This is a genomic window from Halovenus halobia (assembly GCF_051414135.1).
GTDB lineage: Archaea > Halobacteriota > Halobacteria > Halobacteriales > Haloarculaceae > Halovenus > Halovenus halobia.
Genome location: NZ_JBLKOA010000003.1, coordinates 17,297 through 40,243 on the forward strand (window position 1 = coordinate 17,297; position 22,947 = coordinate 40,243).

At 62.0% G+C, this 22,947-nt stretch carries 21 protein-coding genes; 13 read left to right on the forward strand and 8 right to left on the reverse strand.

Features of this window, described 5'->3' with window-relative positions; genetic code table 11:
- The first annotated feature begins 8 nt into the window (after positions 1-8).
- The 3 genes from ACMGFM_RS09290 to ACMGFM_RS09300 all read left to right on the forward strand — a co-directional run bounded on the left by ACMGFM_RS09290 (position 9) and on the right by ACMGFM_RS09300 (position 2,173).
- On the forward strand, positions 9-251 hold the full coding sequence (locus ACMGFM_RS09290) for a DUF8001 family protein (RefSeq protein WP_436902249.1): 243 nt from the start codon (positions 9-11) through the stop codon (positions 249-251).
- 49 nt (positions 252-300) lie between these two features.
- Positions 301-687 carry a helix-turn-helix domain-containing protein gene (locus tag ACMGFM_RS09295; protein ID WP_436902250.1) on the forward strand — a complete coding sequence of 129 codons (387 nt, stop codon included), beginning with the start codon at positions 301-303 and terminating at the stop codon, positions 685-687.
- Positions 688-1,174: 487 nt separating this feature from the next.
- A complete protein-coding gene (locus ACMGFM_RS09300) occupies positions 1,175-2,173 on the forward strand; it encodes a DUF5784 family protein (protein ID WP_436902251.1) in 999 nt (332 codons plus the stop codon).
- Between the two features lie 50 nt (positions 2,174-2,223).
- Here the strand turns inward: ACMGFM_RS09300 and ACMGFM_RS09305 are convergent, their stop codons facing one another.
- Entirely contained in the window at positions 2,224-2,505 is a 282-nt protein-coding gene (locus ACMGFM_RS09305) for a hypothetical protein (RefSeq protein ID WP_436902252.1), read from the reverse strand.
- A gap of 267 nt (positions 2,506-2,772) precedes the next feature.
- Between ACMGFM_RS09305 and ACMGFM_RS09310 the strand changes: the two genes are divergently transcribed.
- Both ACMGFM_RS09310 and ACMGFM_RS09315 read left to right on the forward strand, forming a co-directional pair.
- The gene (locus ACMGFM_RS09310; protein WP_436902253.1) at positions 2,773-3,945 is read left to right on the forward strand and encodes a thiolase domain-containing protein; all 1,173 of its coding nucleotides are present in this window, start codon (positions 2,773-2,775) and stop codon (positions 3,943-3,945) included.
- A complete protein-coding gene (locus ACMGFM_RS09315) occupies positions 3,942-5,351 on the forward strand; it encodes a zinc ribbon domain-containing protein (protein ID WP_436902254.1) in 1,410 nt (469 codons plus the stop codon). The genes ACMGFM_RS09310 and ACMGFM_RS09315 overlap by 4 nt, the downstream gene beginning before the upstream one ends.
- Before the next feature lie 40 nt (positions 5,352-5,391).
- On the opposite strand, the gene ACMGFM_RS09320 is transcribed toward ACMGFM_RS09315, so the two are convergent.
- From ACMGFM_RS09320 to ACMGFM_RS09335, 4 genes are read right to left on the reverse strand one after another with little or no spacing between them, the layout of a single operon-like run.
- A complete protein-coding gene (locus tag ACMGFM_RS09320; RefSeq protein ID WP_436902256.1) occupies positions 5,392-6,696 on the reverse strand; it encodes an oxidoreductase in 1,305 nt (434 codons plus the stop codon).
- 5 nt (positions 6,697-6,701) lie between these two features.
- Positions 6,702-7,247, reverse strand: coding sequence for a KEOPS complex subunit Cgi121 (cgi121, locus tag ACMGFM_RS09325; RefSeq protein ID WP_436902257.1), 546 nt, complete (start codon positions 7,245-7,247; stop codon positions 6,702-6,704).
- Positions 7,247-9,487 carry an ATP-dependent DNA helicase gene (locus ACMGFM_RS09330; RefSeq protein ID WP_436902258.1) on the reverse strand — a complete coding sequence of 747 codons (2,241 nt, stop codon included), beginning with the start codon at positions 9,485-9,487 and terminating at the stop codon, positions 7,247-7,249. The genes cgi121 and ACMGFM_RS09330 overlap by 1 nt, the downstream gene beginning before the upstream one ends.
- Before the next feature lie 42 nt (positions 9,488-9,529).
- Positions 9,530-10,597 (reverse strand): SPFH domain-containing protein, encoded by a 1,068-nt coding sequence (locus tag ACMGFM_RS09335; RefSeq protein ID WP_436902259.1) that lies wholly within the window; start codon positions 10,595-10,597, stop codon positions 9,530-9,532.
- Between the two features lie 96 nt (positions 10,598-10,693).
- On the opposite strand from ACMGFM_RS09335, the gene pheA reads away from it, so the two are divergent.
- The 4 genes from pheA to thsA all read left to right on the forward strand — a co-directional run bounded on the left by pheA (position 10,694) and on the right by thsA (position 16,026).
- The gene (gene pheA, locus ACMGFM_RS09340; RefSeq protein WP_436902260.1) at positions 10,694-11,512 is read left to right on the forward strand and encodes a prephenate dehydratase; all 819 of its coding nucleotides are present in this window, start codon (positions 10,694-10,696) and stop codon (positions 11,510-11,512) included.
- Between the two features lie 40 nt (positions 11,513-11,552).
- Positions 11,553-13,145 (forward strand): acyl-CoA carboxylase subunit beta, encoded by a 1,593-nt coding sequence (locus tag ACMGFM_RS09345; RefSeq protein ID WP_436902262.1) that lies wholly within the window; start codon positions 11,553-11,555, stop codon positions 13,143-13,145.
- Between the two features lie 77 nt (positions 13,146-13,222).
- Positions 13,223-14,206, forward strand: coding sequence for a hypothetical protein (locus ACMGFM_RS09350; protein ID WP_436902263.1), 984 nt, complete (start codon positions 13,223-13,225; stop codon positions 14,204-14,206).
- 149 nt (positions 14,207-14,355) lie between these two features.
- Positions 14,356-16,026, forward strand: coding sequence for a thermosome subunit alpha (thsA, locus tag ACMGFM_RS09355; protein WP_436902265.1), 1,671 nt, complete (start codon positions 14,356-14,358; stop codon positions 16,024-16,026).
- 263 nt (positions 16,027-16,289) lie between these two features.
- Here the strand turns inward: thsA and ACMGFM_RS09360 are convergent, their stop codons facing one another.
- Both ACMGFM_RS09360 and lrp read right to left on the reverse strand, forming a co-directional pair.
- On the reverse strand, positions 16,290-17,753 hold the full coding sequence (locus ACMGFM_RS09360; protein WP_436902266.1) for a protein kinase domain-containing protein: 1,464 nt from the start codon (positions 17,751-17,753) through the stop codon (positions 16,290-16,292).
- A 31-nt stretch (positions 17,754-17,784) separates the two neighbouring features.
- Entirely contained in the window at positions 17,785-18,240 is a 456-nt protein-coding gene (gene lrp / locus ACMGFM_RS09365; RefSeq protein ID WP_436902267.1) for an HTH-type transcriptional regulator Lrp, read from the reverse strand.
- 125 nt (positions 18,241-18,365) lie between these two features.
- Here lrp and glnA (ACMGFM_RS09370) point away from each other — a divergent pair, with 125 nt between their 5' ends.
- From glnA (ACMGFM_RS09370) to ACMGFM_RS09385, 4 genes are all read left to right on the forward strand, one after another.
- Positions 18,366-19,721, forward strand: a complete 1,356-nt coding sequence (gene glnA, locus ACMGFM_RS09370) for a type I glutamate--ammonia ligase (protein WP_436902268.1) — start codon at positions 18,366-18,368, stop codon at positions 19,719-19,721.
- A gap of 89 nt (positions 19,722-19,810) precedes the next feature.
- A complete protein-coding gene (gene glnA / locus ACMGFM_RS09375) occupies positions 19,811-21,160 on the forward strand; it encodes a type I glutamate--ammonia ligase (RefSeq protein ID WP_436902269.1) in 1,350 nt (449 codons plus the stop codon).
- Positions 21,161-21,225: 65 nt separating this feature from the next.
- On the forward strand, positions 21,226-21,402 hold the full coding sequence (locus tag ACMGFM_RS09380) for a DUF7554 family protein (protein ID WP_436902270.1): 177 nt from the start codon (positions 21,226-21,228) through the stop codon (positions 21,400-21,402).
- A 108-nt stretch (positions 21,403-21,510) separates the two neighbouring features.
- Positions 21,511-22,020 carry a 2'-5' RNA ligase family protein gene (locus tag ACMGFM_RS09385; RefSeq protein ID WP_436902271.1) on the forward strand — a complete coding sequence of 170 codons (510 nt, stop codon included), beginning with the start codon at positions 21,511-21,513 and terminating at the stop codon, positions 22,018-22,020.
- On the opposite strand, the gene hisA is transcribed toward ACMGFM_RS09385, so the two are convergent.
- The gene (gene hisA / locus ACMGFM_RS09390; RefSeq protein WP_436902272.1) at positions 22,021-22,740 is read right to left on the reverse strand and encodes a 1-(5-phosphoribosyl)-5-[(5-phosphoribosylamino)methylideneamino]imidazole-4-carboxamide isomerase; all 720 of its coding nucleotides are present in this window, start codon (positions 22,738-22,740) and stop codon (positions 22,021-22,023) included. It lies immediately after the preceding gene.
- Positions 22,741-22,947: the final 207 nt, after the last annotated feature.

Here is a 22,947-nt window from a genome sequence, read left to right on the forward strand (position 1 = left end):
CAAGAGGTATGACCGAGCCGCTCGTGATCGACGCCGGTGAACTGAGCGTCGAGGAGATTATGACGACACTGGAGGAGGGCCAGCGAGTCGTCGTTCGCACCGAGTTCCTCGGCTCCGAACACGAGGTAACACTGCGGTACAACGGCGGGATCTACTACTGTGATACGCCGGCGCGGTTGCACAAACACGAGTCTCCGGACGAGATGCAGGCCTGTCTCCGCAACCAGGGGTACGGGACGACCGAGCAGTAACAACAGGGCAACTGCGGGCTTTTATTCGCCACGAGATACAACGACTGGTATGGCCAATGCCGACCCCTCGCCCGCGAAGTTTCGCGAACTGATGCTCGATGAAGAGCCGGAGCTGCGCGAGGTACTCGCCTGTGTGTTCAATATCCAGCACCACGAAGCAAAGACCTACGAGACGTTGCTGTCGACACCGGGCAGCACCGTCGAGGAACTGGCGGCCGAACTCGACCGCGACCGGAGTAACGTCAACCGCTCGCTGTCGACGCTACGGGAGAAAGGACTCGCGACCCGCGAGCGACGACTGCTCGACGGCGGCGGCCACGTCTACCAGTACGCCCCGACGCCGCTGCCAGAGGCCCGAGAGTTGATGCACGAGACGCTCGACGCCTGGGCCGAGTATGTCCACGGTCGGATCGACGAGTTCGGCAACACGGAGTGAGGAGTTGGGGGAGAGTATGGAGGGTTGAATGTCGTATAGAACCAGAAAGCCCCCTCGCGCTCGCCCGGTTGCGACTCGCTGTCGTTCGAAAGAGCCGTCGGCTCTTTCGTGATGACGAGAGAGCAAAGCTCTCTCGAACCACGCGCCGTAGGTGCTTGCGTCGTCTCACCGGACCGAGCCCTCGGCCCCTTTCGATCCCGCCCGCGGTGGCCTGTGTCACGAGCCACAGGGTGGGACTGAAAGGGGCGAGGTTCTCGACGAAGGCGGACGAAGTAAGCACGCGACCGAGGGGAGCGCGCGTGGTTCGAGAGAGCGAAGCTCTCTCGTCATCCTGAAAATCTCCGATTTTCTGAGACAGCAAGTCCCCCGAGTCGAGAACCTCGGGGCTTTCTGGTTGTTCCTCGTCGAGCCACCACGTACCACCGAACAGACTGGGACCACTCAGAGATGCCAAGACGTTTTACCTGCACTGGTCGTAAGTGAAATAGTGGCACAGCCGCTTCGATTCCGATTTTCGCCCCATGGCTGGAGCGACGGGCAGGTCCAGTCACAGATTCTCCAGCGCCTGCAGTCGAATATCGGTGCCGAGTCGGTCGGGCCGCGGTTCGATATCAACGGCTCGTGGCGGACTTATCGCTTCGAGATGGACAACGGGGACCTTGCGCTGTTTGCAACTGATGACAACGCATACTGGATGGGCAACACCGAGACCCCACAACCGTTGTGGCGCACCGACAAAATCGACTGGGAGGAGGCACCCTATCCGGTTGCACGATGGGCACAGCGCGAACTGCTCGACACGCTGTACGAGCGCGACCCGTGGCTGGAGTCCTATCCGTATCTCTCGTGGTTTTTCCTGCCGGTGTTCATGTCCAAAGACGGCCGCGGGTCGACGCAGGCGTTTTTCCGCAAACACGCCGCGGGCTTTCCGGAATCTGGCTGGCGAGAGGGAGTCACCTTCTTCGAGCGGTTCCTCGAGACTGGCGTCCTCGACGAGTACCGCTACACGATGGCGGGGAAACTCGGAACGAGCGTCGACGTCGACCATACCAGAATGGCCGCGGCGATGGCAGAGTTCATCGCCGCGAAACTGTTGACCGAGGCGGGCTACGGCATCGTCCCCGAAATCGAGGTAACGACCGGACACTCACTGGATTTCCGCGCTACGGATGGAGAGACGAACGTGCTCGTGGAGGTCACGCGGCCGGTCAACCCCGACGACCGGCGGGCGGCGGCCGTCGAAGCCGTTCGGGAGACAGCAGCGACGAAAACCAGCGGCCAACTGGCCGAACACGGCGGCGGCGCAGTGCTGGTCGTCGACTGCTCGAATTTCCGACGCCAGCAGTGGGAAGAGGTGCTCGCCGAGCAACCCTCGGTCGGCCATCGGCCAGCAGTCGTCTATCGGGCACGTCCGTCGGGCCATATCGAGGGCTACAGTGAGGGACGCGTCCCGCTTGACCTCGACGCAGCGATGGGATTTGTGTGACTAACGGGTAAACGAGACCGAAAAGAAGTACGCTGGCCCAAGACTGTAACTCACCGCGGAATGTACGGATTCAGCACCGCGGTGAGGCGAGCGGCCCACCCGAAGAAGTGGTCGATGAGTCGCCGGTCCGTCCGGGTTGCAGACGTTCGCGTCTGGAACTGCTCGCCCCCACAGTCCCCACACTCAGTGCGAAACGTCTGCGAAACAGCGCCGCAATCGAGACAAACGTACTGGCGGCTTCCGTGGTCGGCTGGCTGGCCGCCATCCGTGGTTGGTTGGGTCTGATTCTGTGTCGTCTGTCCACGTTGTCGTGGAACGGTCTGGTCCACCATCGGTAATCCCTCTCACCAACGGGTTGTGACGCGCGTGGCGGATGCGGTGCGCACCGTCCCCCCAGAGTATCGGTGCGACCGCTCCCAGGCGACAGGCACGTGCGTGTCGTCGATCCCCGTCGGCACCGATTGGTTTCTGAGCTAACATAATGAATGTTGAGCATGAAAGTTCAGGCAATTTATTATTCACCGTGAATTGGACGACGAGCGAACCACTGTAGGAGGTTGGCCCGCGAAGTTATGTGCCGTGTCGAACAACACGACCACATGCGAGACGTATATCTTGTCGGGGCGGGACAGACACCGTTTGGGTCCTTCCCTGACCGGAGTTACCGTGACCTCTTCGCAGAGGCGTATCACAGCGCAATCGATAGCGTCGACCGAGCACCAGACCCCGACGATATCGACGAGGCCGTCGTCGGGTCACTCGGCGTCGGCGGTCGGCAACTCGGACTCTCCGGACCGGCAGTGACCGAGCATGTCGGACTGCACAACGTGACCTGCTCGCGCATCGAGAACGCGTGTGCTGCTGGCGGTTTCGCCGTTCGGCAGGCAGTGCAGGCAGTCAAGAGTGGAATGGCCGATGTCGTCGTCGCCGGTGGGTACGAGGTGATGACCGACATGTCCAGCGACGCCACAAAGTACTGGCTTGGGGTCAGCGGCGAGACGGAGTGGGAGCGCTTGACTGGGACGACCTTCGCCGGCGTCTACGCCCAGATGGCAAGTGCATACCTCGACGAATACGAGGCAACGACGGAGGACCTGTCGCGGGTGGCGGTGAAGAACCACGGCAACGGCGCGAAGAACCCGAAAGCACATCTTGGTTTTTCGTGCTCACTCGATGACGCCGTGAACGCGCCGGATGTGGCCGCGCCGCTGAACCTCTATCACTGCTGTCCAACCTCCGACGGCGCGGCGGTGGCGCTGTTTGTCAGCGAGGACGTCGTCGACCAGTACAGCGACGAGCGGATTCGCGTTGCTGGCTCGGGGGGCGCCAGCGACCACGTCGGCCTCGCAGAGCGAGACAGCTACACCTCACTGTCGGCGACGAAAACCGCCGCTGAATCTGCCTACGACGAGGCTGGCGTCGGCCCAGATGAACTGGATTTCGCTGAAGTCCACGACTGTTTCGCTATCGCCGAACTGCTCGCCTACGAGGACCTTGGCTTTTGCGAGGAGGGCCAAGCCCACACCCTGCTGCGGGACGGCAAAACCGACCCGGACGGAGAACTCCCGGTGAACACCTCCGGCGGGCTGAAATCGAAGGGTCACCCAATCGGCGCGACGGGAACCGGGCAGGTGGTCGAAATCTTCGACCAACTCACCGGCAACGCGGGCGAGCGCCAGCTTGACGAGCCAACTCGCGGGCTCGCACACAACGTCGGTGGCTCCGGCGGGGCAACAGCTATCCACATCTTCGAGCAGGAGGTGGGACAATGACCGCAATCGAGCAGTTGGGGACCTACGTTCCGCGGTTCGCCCTCTCAGCGGAGGCAGTCGAGGAAGCGTGGGGCCAGTTCCACGGCGCCGGCATCGAGCAGACAGCAGTGCCGGGCGGCGACGAGGACACGCTGACGATGTCCTACGAGGCCGCGGCAGTTGCACTCGAAGCGAGCGAGCGAACACAAAGTGAAATCGACCGTCTGGTTGTCGCGACGACGACACCCCCGCTGGAGGAGGAGGCAATGGGCTCGCGCCTGCAGAGTATGCTCGGACTCGAAACAGACATCCGGTCCCGACAGCTCACGGGGAGCACGCGGGCCGGCGTCGAGGCGGTGTTGACCGCGGCAGAAGCGCCCGGGACGGCACTGGTCGTCGCCAGCGACAGTCCACGCGGTGCGCCCGATAGCGAGTACGAACAGGCCGGCGGTGCCGGTGCTGTCGCGGCCATCGTTGGCGACGAAGACGGTGGCGAAATCACCGACCACGCAGCACGAGTCGACGCCGTTCCGGGCACGCGCTTTCGCCCCGCTGGCTCGGACGAGACAGATGGTCTCGGCATCGCCACCTACGACAGAAATGCCTACACCTCGGCAGTCGGTGCTGTGGGCCCCAAACTGAGCGTCGAGGACGTAGACGCAGTTGCGCTCCAGGCGCCGAACGGGAAACTCCCCTACCGCGCGGCCGGAGCGCTCGGTGTCGACACTGAAACTATCGCCGCCGGAACGAACGTCTCCGAAATTGGTGATACTGGTGCAGCCAGCCCGTTGTTTGGACTAGCGACGGCCGCCAACAGTGGGGCAGCGTCGGCGCTGCTAATCGGCTACGGCTCTGGTGACGCCACTGCACTCGCAATTGAGGGGTCGATTCCAGTTGCGAGTGCCGTCGAGGGAATCGTCCCCGGCGAGCGTCGGTCACTCAGCTACGGTGAATACCTGCGGATGCGCGGCGAGATTACGACCGGCGAACCTGAAGGTGGCGGTGCGTACGTCAGCGTTCCCAGTTGGAAGCGCACCATGCCCCAGCGCCACCGGTTGGTCGCCGGGGTCTGCACCGAGTGTGACGCGCTTACCTTCCCGCCGGAAGGCGTCTGTACCGAGTGTGGTACCTTCGAGTCCTTCGACCACGTCGAGTTGCCGGGGACGGGAACTGTCGAGGCAGCCACGGGAATCGGTGCTGGCGGCGCACCACCAGAATTCGTCGAACAGCAGGCCAAAAGCGGCGCGTACACGAGCGCCGTCGTCGCGCTGGACGGCCCCCACGGCGAGACGGTATCGGTTCCGGTGCAGGTGCTCGGCGACGACGAAGTTGGCATCGGTGACCGAGTCACGGCCACGATTCGGCGTGTCTACACGCAGGAAGACGTGATTCGCTACGGCTTCAAGATGCGCTCGCTGGCGGAGTGAGTGCGGTCAACATTGTGCGACAATTCCCTGTTGGGACTAATCACGTGCCGTCGTAGGCACCCTGTTTCTCGTACTGTGCACGCTGGCGGACAACCTCGGGCGTGCGACAGCGCCCGGGTTCGCCGGTCGCCTGTGGTACCGTGCAGTTGTTACAGCTCCCACAGAGCGCCCGCTCGCCGCGGAGCAGGCGCGCGGGCAGTCGCGGCTCAGCGTAGAACGGCCGGCCGATGCCAACCATATCAGTAGCCCCGCCGTCGAGTAGCTCCTCACAGTGCTCGCGCTCACGGAGGCCACCCTCACAGAGCACCGGCACGTCGACAGCCTCGCGGACTGCCCGGCAAAAGTCGGCGTTCCAGCCCGGTTCCGCTGGGAACTGCCGGGCTTGCAGGCGGTTGAGGAGTGACACCGCTCGCGCCCGGAAACGGCCGCCAAAGACCGCCTCGTAAGCCGAACTGAGGTCGTCCGCCGACCACGCCCGGTCGGGGTAAGCGCCACGGATCAGGCTCGCGTCCCAGTAGACAGAGCACTCGACGGGGACGAGGGCGTCGTAGCCCGCCTCGGCGAGCCGTGCGGCGATGTGGACGCCGTCCTCGCGGGTGAGGTGGCGGCGAACAAACGGCGGCGCAGCAGTCTCGGCAGGAACCTTGGTGACGAGCGGGATGTCGCCGGCGTGCTCGCGGACGGCGTCGCGGATTGCGAGCAGGAAGCGGACGCCGTCGGCGAACTCGTCGTCGCGGTCGTTGTAGTACGGCGAGAGAAACTGCTGGATGATGCCCATATTCGCACCGGAGAGGTGGATGCCATCGTAGCCAGCGTCGGCGGCGTAGCCCGCTGCCCGGCCAAAGGACTCGGCGAGTTCTCTGACTTCGCTCGTCGAGAGTACGTCAGCGTCGACGTTGATCAGCCCTGCTCGGTCCGCGGCGCGCAGTTGCCACGGTGGCTTGGAGACGGCCAGTTGTCCCTCCCCGGGATGCTGCTCGCGGTACTCACTGTGCCACAGACTCAGACTCCGAAGGCCGCCGTGGGCAAGTTGGATGAAAATTCGTGAGTCGTGCTCGTGAATCCGGTCAGTCAGTGCAGAGAGTTGGTCGACAAACTCCGGGTTGTGGACCCGCGTCATGTTTGGCGCGGCACAGCCTCCGTCTTCGGTGACGATACTCGCGCCCTGAAAGATGAGTCCCGCACCTGCCTCGGCGGCCGGTTCGAGTTCGTCGATATAGGTCTCGACAGCGCCCGGTCCATTGCCCGCACATTCGAGCAGTGGCGCGCGGTACAGGCGGTTTGGGACCGTTAGGCCACCAATTTCGAGCGAATCTGTGAGTGTGGTAGTCGAGTCTCCCTGCATAGCAATCACCGTTCGACAACGAGCAGGGTGACCCGTTCGCGAACCACGTCGCTGATTGTGCCGTCAGTCGCGTCGAGTTCCCGGTCAGTGATGTCGAAAAACGACTGGAGTTGGTCATCGTTGGTCGAGTCCAGCGTCGAGTGGGCGTCGAGGTCGTCTGCCAGCGCCGCTGCAGCCTCGGTCTCTGCCGGCGTCGCGGGGCGCTCGCTCGTTCCCACGGGGTCGTCGCAGTCGTCGTGGGCGTCGGTGTCGACGACGACAGCCGCGACCGGACACTCGCCAGGAGAGACGCCCATCTCCAGTGCCTGATTGATCTGGCGTCGGCCCGCAGCGTACAGCAGAATCTCCACACCGGGGTCGTCAGCGATAGTCGTGTTGCGGTCGAGTGCCCGGACGGCGTGGTCGACCGCGCGGCGCAAATGTGCGGCGTCGGCGACGTAGCGAGCGTCGAATGCCTGCAGGGTCACGCCGTGGCGTTCGCCAATCGCTGTGAGTCGGTCGAGAAAGCCATCGAGGTCGTCAATGTTTGCGGTACCTTCGACAATCTCCATCAGAAATCACCCAAGTTCGACTGGTCGTCGCCCGACTCCGCACCGCCGTCCGGGGTCGGCTCGGCAGTCTCTGTGTCGGGGTCGGGTTCGATATCGTCCATCGACGGCTCGCGGTGGCCCGCATTTTCGAGGATGTTTTCGGCCGTCTTCTCACGGCCCCGGAGCGCGGCGAGAACGACCGATTTGTCGGCCTCGCGCAGCGCTGCCCGGTCCTCGATGCCAGCGTCGTAGAGTCGCCGTGCACGCTTGCGACCGACGCCGCGGACGCCCGCGAGGTCGACCAGTTCGGCGCGAACACCGTGTTCGACCCGAAGCCGTGCCTCGCGAATGTCGGAACTGACACCGAGGCCGAGTTCACTCGACAGCGACTCCGCTGCGCCGAGCAGCCACTGCGCAGTGTCGACTTTCCCGCGAATATCACCAGGGCCGATTCCGTACTCTTCGGTGATATCTGACTCGTCGAGTTCGCTCGCCCAGTCTTCGAGCAGTCGGGCGGTCTTCAGCGCCGACAGCCAGTCGTCGAAGTCATCGTCGAACTCCGAGGGCGCACGGCCGAGCAGTTCGCCCTCGCGCTCGTGTGCGAGCATCGTGTACTCCTCCTCGTCGCCCGAGCGCAGGTAGAGTTCGTACATGTCCGGCGTCCGGCAGACGAGGTGATAGAGGCCCAGCGGCGTCGGGTCGCCGTCTTCTAGCCCATTGATAATCTCGGCGGCGCTCATCGGGTCGAGATAGAGCCGCGAGACTGTGTGGCCAAGCGTCGTCGCCGAGAGGCCGTCACCGTCGCGTTCGAGGAAGTCGTTGACGGCGAGGTAGTCGGTCACGTCGTCGACAACGCGTTCGAGTTGCGCGCGGTCTGTGGCTTGAGCGGCGTACAGCGTTCCGTCGAGGAAGTCGAGCAGCCCCTCCCGGGAGCGAGCGAATCCGGAGGCGACAGTGGCGAGGATGTGCGTTCGGAGCGCGGGTTCGGCAGCGAGTTTCGACCGGACTGGTTCGGGGTCGGCCCAGACGTAGCGCTCGAACAGTTCGTCCAGTTCGTCGTGACCGGAGGCAAGCAGAACCGCCTCGCCGTAGGGGTCTCGACCTGGCCGACCGGCCCGCCCCATCATCTGGTGGACTTCGAGCACGGAGAGCGGTTGCATCCCGCCAGCGGTGCCGTCGTACCGTCGCCAGTCTCGGACGACCACTCGGCGGGAGGGTGTGTTCACGCCTGCCGCGAGCGTCGGCGTTGCGGACACCACCTTGACGAGGCGGTCCCGGAAGGCGTCCTCGACGAGCGTGCGGTGGTCCCGGGAGAGACCAGCATGATGGAACGCCGACCCTTTCTCGACGGCTTCGGCGAGGTCTTCGCTCGTATCTGTGTCGCTCACGTCGCGTATCTGTTCGGCAATCTCTGCGAGTTCCTCGCTCTCCTCGTCTGTCAGCGCGTCGTCGGTTGTTGTTGCGAGTCGCCGCGCGGCGGCCTCGGCGTTGCGCCGGGAGTTGACGAAGACCAGTGTCGAACCGTCGTCTTCCAGTGTGTCCCGAACGATAGCCGCGCTTTGCTCCTCACTGTTTCGGACGGGCAGGCGTTGCTGGCTCCCGTCTTCGAGATGGAGGGCTTCACCGTAGTGGACACCCTTCTTGAGTTCGATTGGTCGCCAGTCGGAGTCGACCAGTTCGGCGTCGAGCCAGTCGGCCAGTTCCCCCGCGTTGCCAATCGTCGCAGAGAGTGCAACCGTCTGCAGGTCGGGATTGAGCGAGCGGAGTTTGGCCAGCGTGACCTCCAGTGTCGGGCCGCGCTCGGCGTCATCGACCAGATGGACCTCGTCGGTGACGACACAAGAGAGGTCATCGAGCCACTTTGCGTCGTTTCGCACCAGCGAATCAACTTTCTCACTGGTGGCGACGATGATGTCTTTGCCGGCGAGCCACCCGCCGTCGGACTCGTAGTTGCCCGTCGTCACGCCGACATCGAGACCGTACTGCTCGAACGCTGCGAATTCCTCATGTTTCTCGCTGGCGAGTGCGCGCAAGGGAACGATATACAGTGCCGTCCCACCCCGGTCGACAGCGGCGGCCATCGCAAGCGTTGCAATGAGAGTCTTTCCGCTCGCGGTCGGAACAGCGGCGACCAGATTCTCGCCCTCAGTGACGCCGGCCTCGACAGCCTCCGCTTGTGGTGGGTAGAGCGATTCGATTCCGTCGGCTTGGAGGTGCTCGCTGAGCCACGACGGAATCGCCGGAATCTCCGAGATATCCATTACCGATACCTGGGGCGTGCTCGGTTTTTAAGTTTCGTGTCGTTAGTTCATCCCGTCGTCAAATTTGCCTTCTTTGATTTCCTTGGCAGCCTTCTCCATCTCCTCGAAGTCGACATCTGCTTCCTCGTCGATTTCGCCGAGAATCTCCTCGATGTCATCGAGGCCGAGAATCTCACGAGTTTCGTCGTCGAAGTCGCCGCTTTCGAGGACGTGACCGTTCTCCTTGGCGTCACTACCCTGGAGGTGTTTGCCGTAGCGACCCACCAGCGAGGTGAGTTCCTGCGGCAGGACGAACTTCGTCGATTCGCCCTTGCCAATCTCTTCGAGAGTCTCCATTCCACGCTCGATAACGGCACGCTCGCCCATCGATTCGGCGGATTTCGCGCGCAGCACGGTCGAAATCGCGTCACCCTGGGCTTCGAGAATCTGGCTCTGTTTCTCACCCTGTGCGCGGATGATGTTGGACTGTTTGTCACCCTGGGCTTCCTCGATGGAACTCCGTCGTTCACCCTGTGCTTCGAGAATCATCGCACGACGGCGACGCTCGGCGGAGGTCTGCTTCTCCATCGCCTGCTGGACATCGGCCGACGGCTTGACTTCTCGGACCTCGACAGACTCGACGCGGACACCCCACTCGTCGGTCGGTGCGTCCAGTTCTCGCCGGATGCGGCTGTTGATCTCTTGGCGTTTCGAGAGCGTGTCGTCCAGTTCCATATCACCCAGCACTGCACGGAGCGTGGTCTGGGCGAGATTCGAGACGGCACGCCGGTAGTCGTCAACTTCGAGGAAGGCGCGCTCGGCGTCCATCACGCGAATGTAGACGACAGCGTCGGCAGTCACCGGTGAGTTGTCCCGCGTAATCGCTTCCTGTTGGGGGACATCCATCGTCTCCGTTCGCATGTCGAAGGTGTACGTCGAGGAGATGAACGGCACGACGATGTTGATACCGGGGTCGAGCAGGCGCTGGTACTTCCCGAAGACTGTCAGTGCCTTCTTCTCGTACGCGTCGACAATCACGACGGCCTTGTACGCCACCACAACGGCGAACACGAGCACGAGCGCGCCGAGCAACAGAAATGCTGGCGGGCCGCTCTGGAGGAGAATTTCCATATACAATGTTTGTTCCGTAGACGTAAGTACTGTCGAGGTTACACACACGGAGGGGTGACCACCGTGTTTTTATTTGTCTGTCGAGTAGCGGGAGCTATGACTACACAGGCGCTCACGCTAGGGCCGTCGGGCACATACTCACACCGGGCGGCGCGCGCCGTTGCCGACGACGAGGATATCACATTCACCGAGTCGGTGACGTCGATTATCGAATCCATCGCCAACGGAGAGTACACCCACGGCATCGTCCCCGTAGAGAACAGTATCGAGGGGTCGGTCACCGAATCACTGGACGCACTGGCCGAACACGACGTGGCGGTGGTTCGTGAGATTATTACACCAATCAGACACGCCCTCATCGCACAGGATGAACCGTTCGACACGGTGGCCAGCCACGCGCAGGCACTCGCGCAGTGTCGCTCGTATCTCGAAGAGAACTATCCGGACGTGGAACTGGAAGCCGTTGCCAGCACCGCCCGCGGCGTCCAGCGCGCACGCGAAGACGACTCAGTCGCAGCTATCGGCCACCCGGCCAACGCCGAAAGCGACAGTTTGCTCGTCCTCGGCGAGGACATTCAGGACCGCAGTTCGAACGCAACGCGGTTTCTCGTCGTCGCCCCGGCCGACCAGCGAACCGAGGCCGGCGGGAAGACTTCCTTCATCGTCTACCCGAACGTCGACTACCCTGGACTCCTGCTCGAACTGCTCGAACCGTTTGCAGACCGCGATATCAACCTGACTAGAGTCGAGTCCCGCCCCAGCGGCGAGCGCCTCGGTGATTACGTCTTCCACATCGATATCGCCGCCGGCCTCTACGAACAGCGCACGCAGGACGCACTCACTGTTATCGAAGAGATTGCCGAGGACGGCTGGGTGCGCCGGCTTGGGTCGTACGACAGCGAAACCGTCGTCTAAACCCCGTACTTTCTTGCGACCGTCAGTCCTTGGCGGTGGTATGACACACCGCGAGGACCGCGATTTAGAGGAACTCATCGAGCAGGTCCAAGAAGCGAAACAGGCCGTCGAAGACGAGGGCCGCCCCGAGGCCGTCGACAGCCAGCACAGTCACGACAAACTGACCGCACGCGAGCGCGTCGAGTATCTCTACGACGAGGGAACCTTCGACGAGATTGGCCAACTTGCCTCGCCAGCGCCGACCACACCAGAGACACAGAACTGGGAACGGGAAGACGCCCCGGCGGACGGCGTCATCACGGGTATCGGGGAAGTGGAGGGCCGGCCAGTCGCAATCATCGCCACCGACTTCACCGTCAAGGGCGGGTCGATTGGCCACACCGGGGGCCGGAAGATGGACCGCGTCTCCGACCTGGCGCTGGAGCGAGGGATTCCGCTCGTCATGCTGCACGACGGCGGCGGCCACCGCATTCAGGAGGGACTCGACGCGCGGCCGTTCGCCCGCGGGGACGACGGCTTCGCGAACAAGCAGGAGACGCTGTCGGGGTGGGTGCCGATGGTGTCGGCGATGATGGGCCCCGGGTTCGCGGCGGCGACGAACTTCGCGGCACTCTGTGATTTCGTCCCGATGGTTGAGAGCACGTCGACGATGGGCGTCGCTGGGCCGAAACTCGTCAAAGCTGCACTGGGTGTCGACATGACCAAACAGGAACTCGGCGGTGCGCAGTTCCAGGCCGCCGAGACGGGGATGGCCGACCTCATCTGCCCCGACGACGAGGCCTGTCTCGACGCAATCAAGCAGTATCTCGCCTACTTGCCGCGCAACGCCGAGCACGAACCCCCGCGCACCGACGACTGGACGGCCCCGTCCGAAGAGCAGGTCGCGGAAATGCAGTCGGTGATGCCCGCAAACCCGACCAAGGGATACGACATCTACGCGATTATTAATGGGCTCGTCGACCAGGGTTCATTCTTCGAGAAGAAGCCGAAGTACGCCCGGAATATCGTGACAGGGCTCGCCCGCCTCCAGGGTCGCCCGGTCGGTATTATCGCCAACAACCCGCGGATGAAAGCCGGGACAATCGACACGGGAGCCTCTGACAAGGGAAGTCACTTCGTGAGCCTCTGTGACGCATTCGGGATTCCCATCGTGAGTCTGGCCGACGTGCCTGGAATCCTGCCCGGCCCCGACTCCGAACGGGAGGGGATCGCCCGTCACTCCGCGAAGATTCCGTTCGAGTTGAACCGCGCGACAGTCCCGAAGGTGAGCGTCGTCCTGCGGCGTGGCTACGGCTTTGGCTACGTGGCGATGGGTGCTGGGCGGTCGACAGACACCGACCTCACGGTGGTCTGGCCTGCCGCCGAGATTGCTGCGATGGGTATCGAAGGCGCCGTCGATATCGCCTACGGCGACCAGATCGAGGCTGCAAACGACTCCGAAGCGGCACGGACGGCGATGATTGCCGAGTTCACCGAGCGCACGAATGCTATCCGTGCCGCCGAACACATCGGTATCGACGGCGTCGTCGAACCGGCCGAAACTCGGGCGACTATCTGTCGGACGCTTGACCGTGCGGAACACACCGGCGAGCGCGATTGGCCGCCGAAAAAACACTCGATAAATCCGATCTGAGCAGACCTGCGAGAACATTACAACAAAAATTAATAAACTTTATTTGATATGCTAATGGATAGCCTAACGGCAGACACATGTCAGGGAATAATCGACAGGGCAATCAGGGCGGTCAAGGCGACCAGCGAGGCCAGCGTGGACAGGGCGGCCAACAGCCCCAACAGGGTCAACAACAGCGCGGTCAGCAACAGGGCCAGCCACCGCAAGGCCAGCAACAGGGCCAGCGTGGACAGTCACCCCAGGGCGGCGGCCGGCCACCACAGCAGGCCGGCGGCGGTGGCGGCGGACGAGATATTGACATCGACGCTGATGTTGTCAAAAACATCGCCATCTGGGGCATCAGCGCCTTTGTCATCCTCGGCCTCGTGCTCGGACTGGTGCCGTTCCTGTACGGCTTCGCCGGGAACGCCAACGGAGAGACCCAGAGCGTCAGCGCAAACTCGACACTGGCACAGGAGCGAGCAAACGAACAACAGGTCGCGAACAACGTGGTGAACAATAACCTAGCGAGTAACAACGCCAGCGCAGCGGCCGCCTACGACCAGATGCAGTCCCAGAACACGATTATTCAGGAGATTCTCGTGTTCAGTCCGTATCTCGGCCTCGTGTTCGCGGGAATCGCGGCGCTGTTGATTGGTTTGCGGAGTTCGGCCGACGAAGCGAGTCTCGCGGCCGGAATGGCAGTGGCAATCGTAGTTGGACTCACCCTGTTCATCGTGTTGAGTTCCGCTGTTGCAGGCTTCCAGTACAACAGCATGTCACAGGACGACTGGCGAAACCAGCACAACACGGACCCGGCGGACTGGAACCCGTATCCGGCCAGTGACTTCAGCGGCAATGCACAGCAGACCTACCTCGACAACTACCAGAACCAGTACGGTAAACAGCCGACCCGGGGACTCACCTCGGCGGCGAGCGTCTCCTCGATTCGGACTATCAGAGGGATGAACATCAACTACGGCACCATCTTCATCAACGCGCTGTTGTTCGGCGTCGTGACGGCACTCGGCGGCGCAGGAATCGCCGTCGGAAGCAAGCGACTCTCCGAAATAATCGAATAGCCGGCGTTATCCGTTTTTAAACATAGGTTTGCCAGCTCTTGTGAACTATCCACACGGCCAAGGACTACCGGTACAGCCGTTGTTGGCTCACCACACCAAAACCCTTATATAGAATCACATTCAATCAACGTACGATTATGTCTCAGCAGATGGGTAACCAGCCGCTTATTGTACTTTCGGAGGAAAGCCAGCGAACGTCCGGGAAGGACGCCCAATCGATGAATATTACGGCCGGGAAGGCCGTCGCGGAGTCCGTCCGGACGACACTCGGTCCGAAGGGGATGGACAAGATGCTCGTCGACGACGGGGGAAGCGTCGTCGTCACCAACGACGGCGTCACCATCCTCGACGAGATGGATATCGAGCACCCGGCGGCCAACATGGTCGTCGAGGTCGCTCAGACACAGGAAGAGGAAGTCGGCGACGGAACGACGACAGCAGTCGTCATCGCCGGTGAACTCCTCTCGAAGGCCGAGGAACTTCTCGACCAGGACATTCACGCGACAATTCTCGCACAGGGATACCGTCAGGCCGCCGAGCGTGCGAAAGAAGCGCTCACAGAGGCCGCAACTGACGTCGACGAGGACGACACCGAGTCTCTCGAAAGCGTCGCCCGAACGGCGATGACCGGCAAGGGCGCAGAGAGCGCCAAAGACCACCTCGCCGAACTTATCGTCCACGCCGTCCAGTCGGTTGCCGACGAGGAAGGCGTCGACACTGACAACGTCAAAGTCGAGACCGTTGTCGGCGGCTCCATCGACGAGTCCGAACTCGTCGAGGGTGTCATCGTCAACAAGTCTCGTGTCCACGACAACATGCCACAGATCAAGGAGGACGCAGACATTGCCCTCCTCGACACTGCCATCGAAGTGCCAGAAACGGAGCTTGACGCAGAGGTCAACGTCTCCGACCCCGACCAACTGCAGGAGTTCCTCGACCAGGAAGAGGAACAGCTCAAGGAGTACGTCGACGCCATCGCCGACGCCGGCGCAGACGTCGTCTTCGCACAGAAAGGCATCGACGACATGGCCCAGCACTACCTCGCCGAAGAGGGTATTCTGGCCGTGCGCCGAGCCAAGAAGTCCGACATCGCCGCACTCTCCCGTTCGACGGGTGCCTCGACGGTCTCGAACATCGAGGACATCACCGCCGACGACCTCGGCGAAGCTGGCTCCGTTACCGAGCAGCAGCTGGCTGGCGACGAGAAGATTTTCGTCGAGGAAGTCGAGGACGCAAAAGCAGTAACGCTCATCCTCCGCGGCGGCACCGAGCACGTCGTCGACGAGGTCGAGCGCGCCATCGAGGACGCGCTGGGCGTTGTCTCCGCAACCATCGAGGACGGCAAAGTCCTCGTCGGTGGCGGTGCACCTGAGACCGCACTCTCACTCGAACTCCGTGACTTTGCGGACTCCGTCGGTGGCCGCGAACAGCTCGCCATCGAAGCCTTCGCAGACGCAATCGAAGTCATCCCACGCACGCTCGCCGAGAACGCCGGGATGGACCCAATCGACTCGCTGGTCGAACTCCGCAGTCAGCACGACAGCGGTAACAGCACGATTGGTCTCGACGCCCGAGCCGGTGAAGTCGCAGATGTCGAAGGAGAGGCTGTCGAGCCGCTCCGAGTCAAAACGCAGGCTGTCGAAAGCGCAACCGAAGCTGCCGTGATGCTCCTGCGCATCGACGACGTCATCGCTGCTGGTGACCTGAAAGGTGGCCAGGGCGACGACGATGACGAAGAAGGCGGCCCAGGCGGCCCAGGTGGAATGGGCGGCGGCATGGGCGGCATGGGCGGTATGGGTGGCATGGGCGGCGCAATGTAAGCGTGGCCGAACGAAGAGAGGCCACGTTATCGCGAACGGCTCTGCCGTGAGCAGCGAGGCGACGGAGTTGCCTCGAAAAGTCGAGCGGCACGAGGCCGGAGGCCTCTGCCGCGAGACAGGACAAACTCCACAACACCTCAGTACCCGCACAGACACCGCCGGCGAGACCAGCCTCGTTTGAGACTGTGCTCGCTGTGTAGTAATTACCGCTCTTCCCGAACCCCGAAACGAGCGCTATTTTCCGATTCGGTACATCACCACAGTCAGCTGAAATCATCACAGAGCTGTCTGATTTCCTGATGGAACCGCGTCGCGTTGTCGTACCGGAGTAGTTTCTGTGTCGCCATTGCCTTGGCGATGATGTCGTCGACAGCGTCCGGGAGCTTTGGATTGTGGTCGGTTGGCGGCGTGCGGTCACCGGCCAGAATCTGCTCGCGGACCGTCTCGGCGTCCCCGTCGTACGGCGGTCGACCGGTCAGTGCCCGATAGAGCACCGCGCCGAGCTGGTAGATATCAGTCGCGCCGTCGACGCTTTGCTCGTCGAACTGTTCGGGAGCGGCGTAGCGGATATCGAGCAGCGTGTCTGTGTCGGCAAAGCGTCGGTAGACGGAGAGGAACCCGACCATATCGAGCATCGGTTCGACGGCGCTGTCGAGTCCGGTCGGTGGATAGCTCACCGTCAGCGGGTCGATACCACCGTGAACGATGCCGTGCTGGTGGATGGTGACGAGTGCGCGTGAAAGTGTCTGGGCGTGGGCGAGCGCCTCGCGGCGGGGGAGTCGGTCGCGGTCAGCAAGTGAGCCGCCAACGACAGTTGTGGCAACCCACAGGCGCGGGGAATCTCCCCAGTCGGCAACGGTCACGACACCGTCGCCAGCGAGGCGGTCCCAGGCACGGATTCGGTCGGTGAGCAATCGCCGAAATGCAGCACTATCGACCTGATGCACGAGCAACAGCGTCAGCGCGTATTCGTTGGTCTCGGTCTGGCCGCGAGTTCGTATCGTTTTGCCAAAGCGGTGGCTCCGCAATCCCGACAGCACTTCGAGTTCGTCGAAGCGACTGCTGGACTCGATAACCCGGAACAGCCGCGAATTCGCAATGCGCTCGATGCGGCGGTGTCGCCGTCTGACCGAGCGCGGCCGGGACTGTTCGCGAGCAGCGGCGAGTTCGATCTCTTCTTCTGAGGCCGACTCGCCCCCCTCGCCGGGCATCTCCTGAATGAACCGTGTCCAGACATCGCTATCGAGTGGGTCGCGGTTTTCCGCTTCGAGTTCGACCAGTCGCATCACTGCGCTCACGAACGAGAAGTCGGCGTCTTCACCCTCCGGAACGTCGGTCTCAACAGCAGAGAGGTCCCACGGCTCGGCGTGTTCGACCCGGCCGTAGAGGCGGCGAGCGTCGGTGTAGCCGGTTTCGGTCATGAGCGCGCCGCGAATCTCTCGGCCGTGCTCGTCAGAGAGCGTCCCAAGTGTTCGAACCGTGACTTCAGATTCAGGGTCTGCAACGACCTGTTCGACAAGCTGCCCGATAATGCGGGACACTTTGCTCGGCTGGTTCTCGGCGACGAGACAGAGCGAAATGGCACACTGTTCGGCCATCTCCTGTTCGCTGACAAGCCCGGCACAGAGAGAACTGACCAGTGGATGTGTCCGCTCGCGAGGGGGTGGAAGCTCCGAAGAGTCCCCATCTCCTGAGGAGTCAGGTGAACCCTCCCCGTCAGTCGTCATACTGAACGTTTGGGAGCCACCCTCAAAACCTTCACTTGACTTCGAGGTCGAACTGCTCGTGTTCCTTCACCGGGTTGAGCACGACACTGGTGTTCGATTCCTTGATCTCGGGGTCGGTCAGCAGTTCCTTGATCGTGTTGTTCATGTCGTCGGTATCGTGGAACTTGCCAATCGCGATGATGTCGTGGTCACCGGTCGTCTCGTAGACACTGACCATCTGGTGGTGGGCAGCGAGCGTCTCGGTCACATCGACAAGCGAACTCCCCTCAACTTTGAGCTGGAGAATCGCTGTCACGTCGTATCCGAGCGCGTCGTAGTCAATTTTGGGTGTGTACCCCTGGATTATGCCATCCTCTTCGAGGTCGGAGAGATGGTTCGAGACCGTTGTTACCGAAACGTCCAGATCTTCGGCAAGACTTCGCAAACTCGCCCGACCATCACCCAAAAGTGCATTCACCAACTTTCGGTCCAGATTTTCATACGTCATCAACTCAGTAAACGCAGGCCACCCATTATAATTTTACGAATATACAATTCTCCTCGGAGATGGCAAGGATTGCACACTCTGTGAGAACTTTAGTGTATGCGGCTCTCCCTATCAGATGCCGAAAAATGACAAGCGAAAACCTATCTTCAGAAGCGGAGGATGTCCTCGACGAAATCGAGGAACAGGGTGTCGACTTCCTACGTCTCCAGTTCTCGGATATCCTGGGGACACCGAAAAACGTCTCTATCCCGGCCGAGCAGGCCGAGAAAGCCTTCGACGAGGGTATCTATTTCGACGGCTCGTCGATTAATGGCTTCGTCCGCATTCAGGAATCAGATATGCGCCTGGAACCGGATCCAAGCACGTTCGCCGTGCTCCCATGGCGCAACAGCGAGAAGGTCACCAGTGCCCGACTCATCTGTGACGTGATCGACACGTCGACTGGCGAGCCGTTCCCAGGCGACCCACGACGTGTGCTCCAGAACGCTGTCGACCGAGCCAACGAGATGGGCTACACCGTCAACGCTGGCCCAGAGCCTGAGTTCTTCCTCTTCGAGGAGGACGAAGACGGGAATGCGACGACGACCACCCACGACTCGGGTGGCTACTTCGACCTCGCCCCGAAAGACCTCGCACAGGACGTGCGTGGTGACATTATCTATGGTCTGCAGGAGATGGACTTCGAGGTCGAGGCCAGTCACCACGAAGTCGCCGAGGGTCAGCACGAAATCGACTTCAAGTACGACGACGCGCTGACGACGGCAGACAACATCGTCACCTTCCGCTCGGTCGTTCGTGCCATCGCGGCACAGCACGACCTGCACGCGACGTTCATGCCAAAACCGATTCCGCGCATCAACGGCTCCGGTATGCACACACACCTCTCGCTGTTCACCGAGGACGGCGAGAACGCCTTCCACGACGACGACGACGAACTCGGCCTGAGCCCGACTGCAAAGCAGTTCCTCGCGGGCATTCTCGAACACGCTCCGGCGCTGGCCGCGGTCACGAACCCGACGGTCAACAGCTACAAGCGGCTCGTCCCGGGCTACGAAGCGCCAGTCTACGTCGCCTGGTCCGACGTCAACCGCTCGGCACTCATCCGCAAACCGGCCGCCCGAGTGCCAGCGGCCTCCCGAATCGAGGCCCGGTTCCCCGACCCGTCCTGTAACCCATACCTCGCGCTGGCCGCACTCATCCACGCGGGACTGGACGGTATCGAGAGCGACCTCGACTGTCCGGACCCAGTTCGAGAGAACATCTACGAGTTCGACGAGGCCAAACGCGAAGAGTACGGCATCGAGACGCTGCCGTCGAATCTCGGCGAAGCTGTCGACGCACTCGAAGCGGACGAAGTCATCATGGACGCGCTGGGCGAGCACGTCTCCGAGAAGTTCGTCGAAGCCAAAAGCCAAGAGTTCGAGGAGTACCTCGTCGAGGTCTCCGAGTGGGAAATCGACCGCTACCTCGAGAAGTTCTAGGCTGGATCGTCCCAGATTACCGTTTTTTGTCGCGCAGACCAATCCCATCGGATTTATTGTGACTGACGGGAGAATCAGAATGTCTACGAATGACAGGCACATCCCGTACAGCAGAAGATGTTCTCGACGAGATCGAGAACAAAGGTGTCGATTTCCTCCGTCTCCAGTTTACGGACATTCTGGGGACCCCGAAAAACGTCTCTATCCCGGCTGACCAGGCCGAGAAAGCCTTCGACGAAGGGATTTATTTCGACGGCTCGTCGATCAACGGCTTCGTCCGCATTCAGGAGTCGGACATGCGTCTGGAACCCGACCCAAGCACGTTCGCCGTACTCCCGTGGCGTAACAGCGAGAAGGTCACCAGCGCACGACTCATCTGTGACGTGCACAACACTACGACTGGTGAACCCTTCAGCGGTGACCCCCGACTGGTCCTCCAAGACGCCATCGACCGAGCCAACGAGATGGGCTACACCGTCAACGTCGCCCCCGAGCCAGAATTCTTCCTCTTCGAGGAAGACGAGAACGGCAACGCCACGACGACGACCCACGACTCGGGTGGCTACTTTGACCTCGCCCCGAAAGACCTCGCACAGGACGTGCGTGGCGACATCGTCTACGGGCTGCAGGAGATGGGCTTCGACGTCGAGGCCAGTCACCACGAAGTCGCCGAAGGTCAACACGAGATCAACTTCACCTACGACGACGCGCTGACGACGGCGGACAACGTCGTCACCTTCCGCTCTGTTGTGCGCGCCATCGCGGCCGACCACGACCTGCACGCGACGTTCATGCCAAAGCCGATTCCACGCATCAACGGCTCCGGCATGCACACACACCTCTCGCTGTTCACCGAGGACGGCGAGAACGCCTTCCACGACGACGACGGAGAGTTCAACCTGAGCGGGACTGCAAAGCAGTTCCTCGCAGGCATTCTCGAACACGCCCCCGCACTATCGGCTGTCACCGACCCGACGGTCAACAGCTACAAGCGACTCGTCCCGGGCTACGAAGCACCAGTCTACGTCGCCTGGTCTGACGTCAACCGCTCGGCGCTCATCCGCAAACCGGCCGCCCGTTCGCCAACAGCCTCCCGGATCGAGGCCCGGTTCCCAGACCCATCCTGTAATCCGTATCTCGCCTTCGCCGTGCTCATTCACGCAGGGCTGGACGGTATCGAGAACGACCTCGACTGCCCGGACCCGGTTCGAGAGAACATCTACGAGTTCGACGAAGAGAAACGCGAAGAGTACGGCATCGAGACGCTGCCGTCGAACCTCGGCGAAGCCGTCGACGCACTCGAGGAAGACGAGGTTGTGATGGACGCGCTGGGAGAGCACGTCTCCGAGAAGTTTGTCGAAGCCAAGCGCCAGGAGTTCGAGGAGTATCTCGTCGAAGTCTCCGAGTGGGAAATCGACCGCTACCTCGAGAAGTTCTAACTGGTCAGTCGTTGCTGGCTTTTCGGGCCAGAAGTGATTTGCCGGAGGCCGCTGAACAGTAGCCTATGCGTGCAAGTATTGAGGTAGAAACCCTCCTGAAGATCGTTCTCTTGCTGGTTGTGATCTGGATTGCGCTGGAGATTATCGGAGAAGTGGTCGGCTTCATACTTGGGCCACTGTCGAGTTTGTTCGGACTCGTAATTATCATTCTCATCATCCTCTGGTGGTTCGACTACGTGTGAACTACCCCGCCCTACTCATTCCCTCCGGTCGCTCCTTGAGGACGGGGGCTTAGCGCCTGCATTCAGCTAATCGACGGGCTTTTTGTCACTTTTGCCGTGTACTAAAGCGTGTACAGTCTGAACGTTCCCGTACCGACCCGTGTCGCGAGCGCCGCCAGCGAGGTTGCTCGGGAACTGCCCCAGGCCCGGATTCGCAACCGCGGCGAGCACACGCTGGGGGTCAAACGACTCGCCAGCGACCAGAACGCGCAGTACAGCCGCATCGAGGCCCAAACCCGGGAACTACTCCGAGGTCAGCCTCCCTTCGAGGCACGGATCAGTGAGATTGGTGTCTTCGAGAATCCACCGGTCGGGACCGCACCCGTCGTCCACTTCGTCGTCGAGTCACCAGAACTGCTGGCGCTGCACGACCGACTGGTCGAACGGTTTGGCATCGTCGACGAAGAAATCGAGGGCAACAACTACAGCCCACATGTCACCATTGCCCGCGGTGGGTCGAGAGAGATGGCCGAGCGCGTGGCCGGCGACATCGAACCAATCAACTGGTCGGTTACGGAGCTGATTTTCTGGGACGCCACGCACAACCAGCCAGTCAGTACCGTCTCGCTGCCAGCGTAGTTACTCGCTGACGGCGTCGCGTGCTGCCGCCAGCGTGAAGTTGCCTTCGTAGAGTGCACTGCCGACGACGACTGCGCTCGCGCCGGCCTCGCGCAACGCGAGGATATCCTCGATTGTTGCGACGCCACCGCTTGCGATAACGGGAATATCGACCGCAGCGGCGAGGCGCTCGACTGGCTCTGTCCGGACGCCGTCGAGTTGTCCCTCCACGTCGACGTTCGTGAACAGGATTGCGCCAGCACCGAGGTCTTCGTAGCGCTGTGCGGCTTCAACGGGGTCCAGTCCCGTCCCTTCCTGCCAGCCCGAGACGACCACTTCCCCCTCTTTGGCGTCGAGACTCACCACGACCGTTCCGGAGTGGGTGTCGTCGATTTCACCGACAATTTCGGGTGTCTCGACGGCTGCGGTGCCGAGGATGACGCGGTCGATACCGCGGTCGAGCAGTCGCCGTGCGTCCGCCGCGGTCCGGATACCACCGCCGAGTTGGAGGTCGACATCACAAGCGTCGACAATGGCGTCGATGGCGTCGGCGTTGGCGCGCTTACCTTCGAAGGCACCATCGAGATCGACAAGATGCAGGGTTTCTGCGCCGGCCTCGACCCACTCCGTCGCGGCGTCGACCGGGTCGCCGTAGGTGGTTTCGGTCCCGCGCTCGCCGCCGACGAGTTGCACGACTTCCCCGTCCTGCATATCGACTGCCGGAATGACCTCGAAGTTCATACGCTGATTGAGGGAGTGACCGTCGAAAGCGTGTCGATTACGAGGATGTGTATTAGTAGGTAGATTTGAATCAGTACTGGTCGGAGCTGGTTCGGCCGGTTCGGTGTTGAACAACCAGAAAGCCCCCGTCCGCTTGCCCATCCGGGGCCTGCTCACGGCGGCAACGCCGCCGTTCGCAGTGTCCGAGGGACCTTCGGTCCCTCGCTA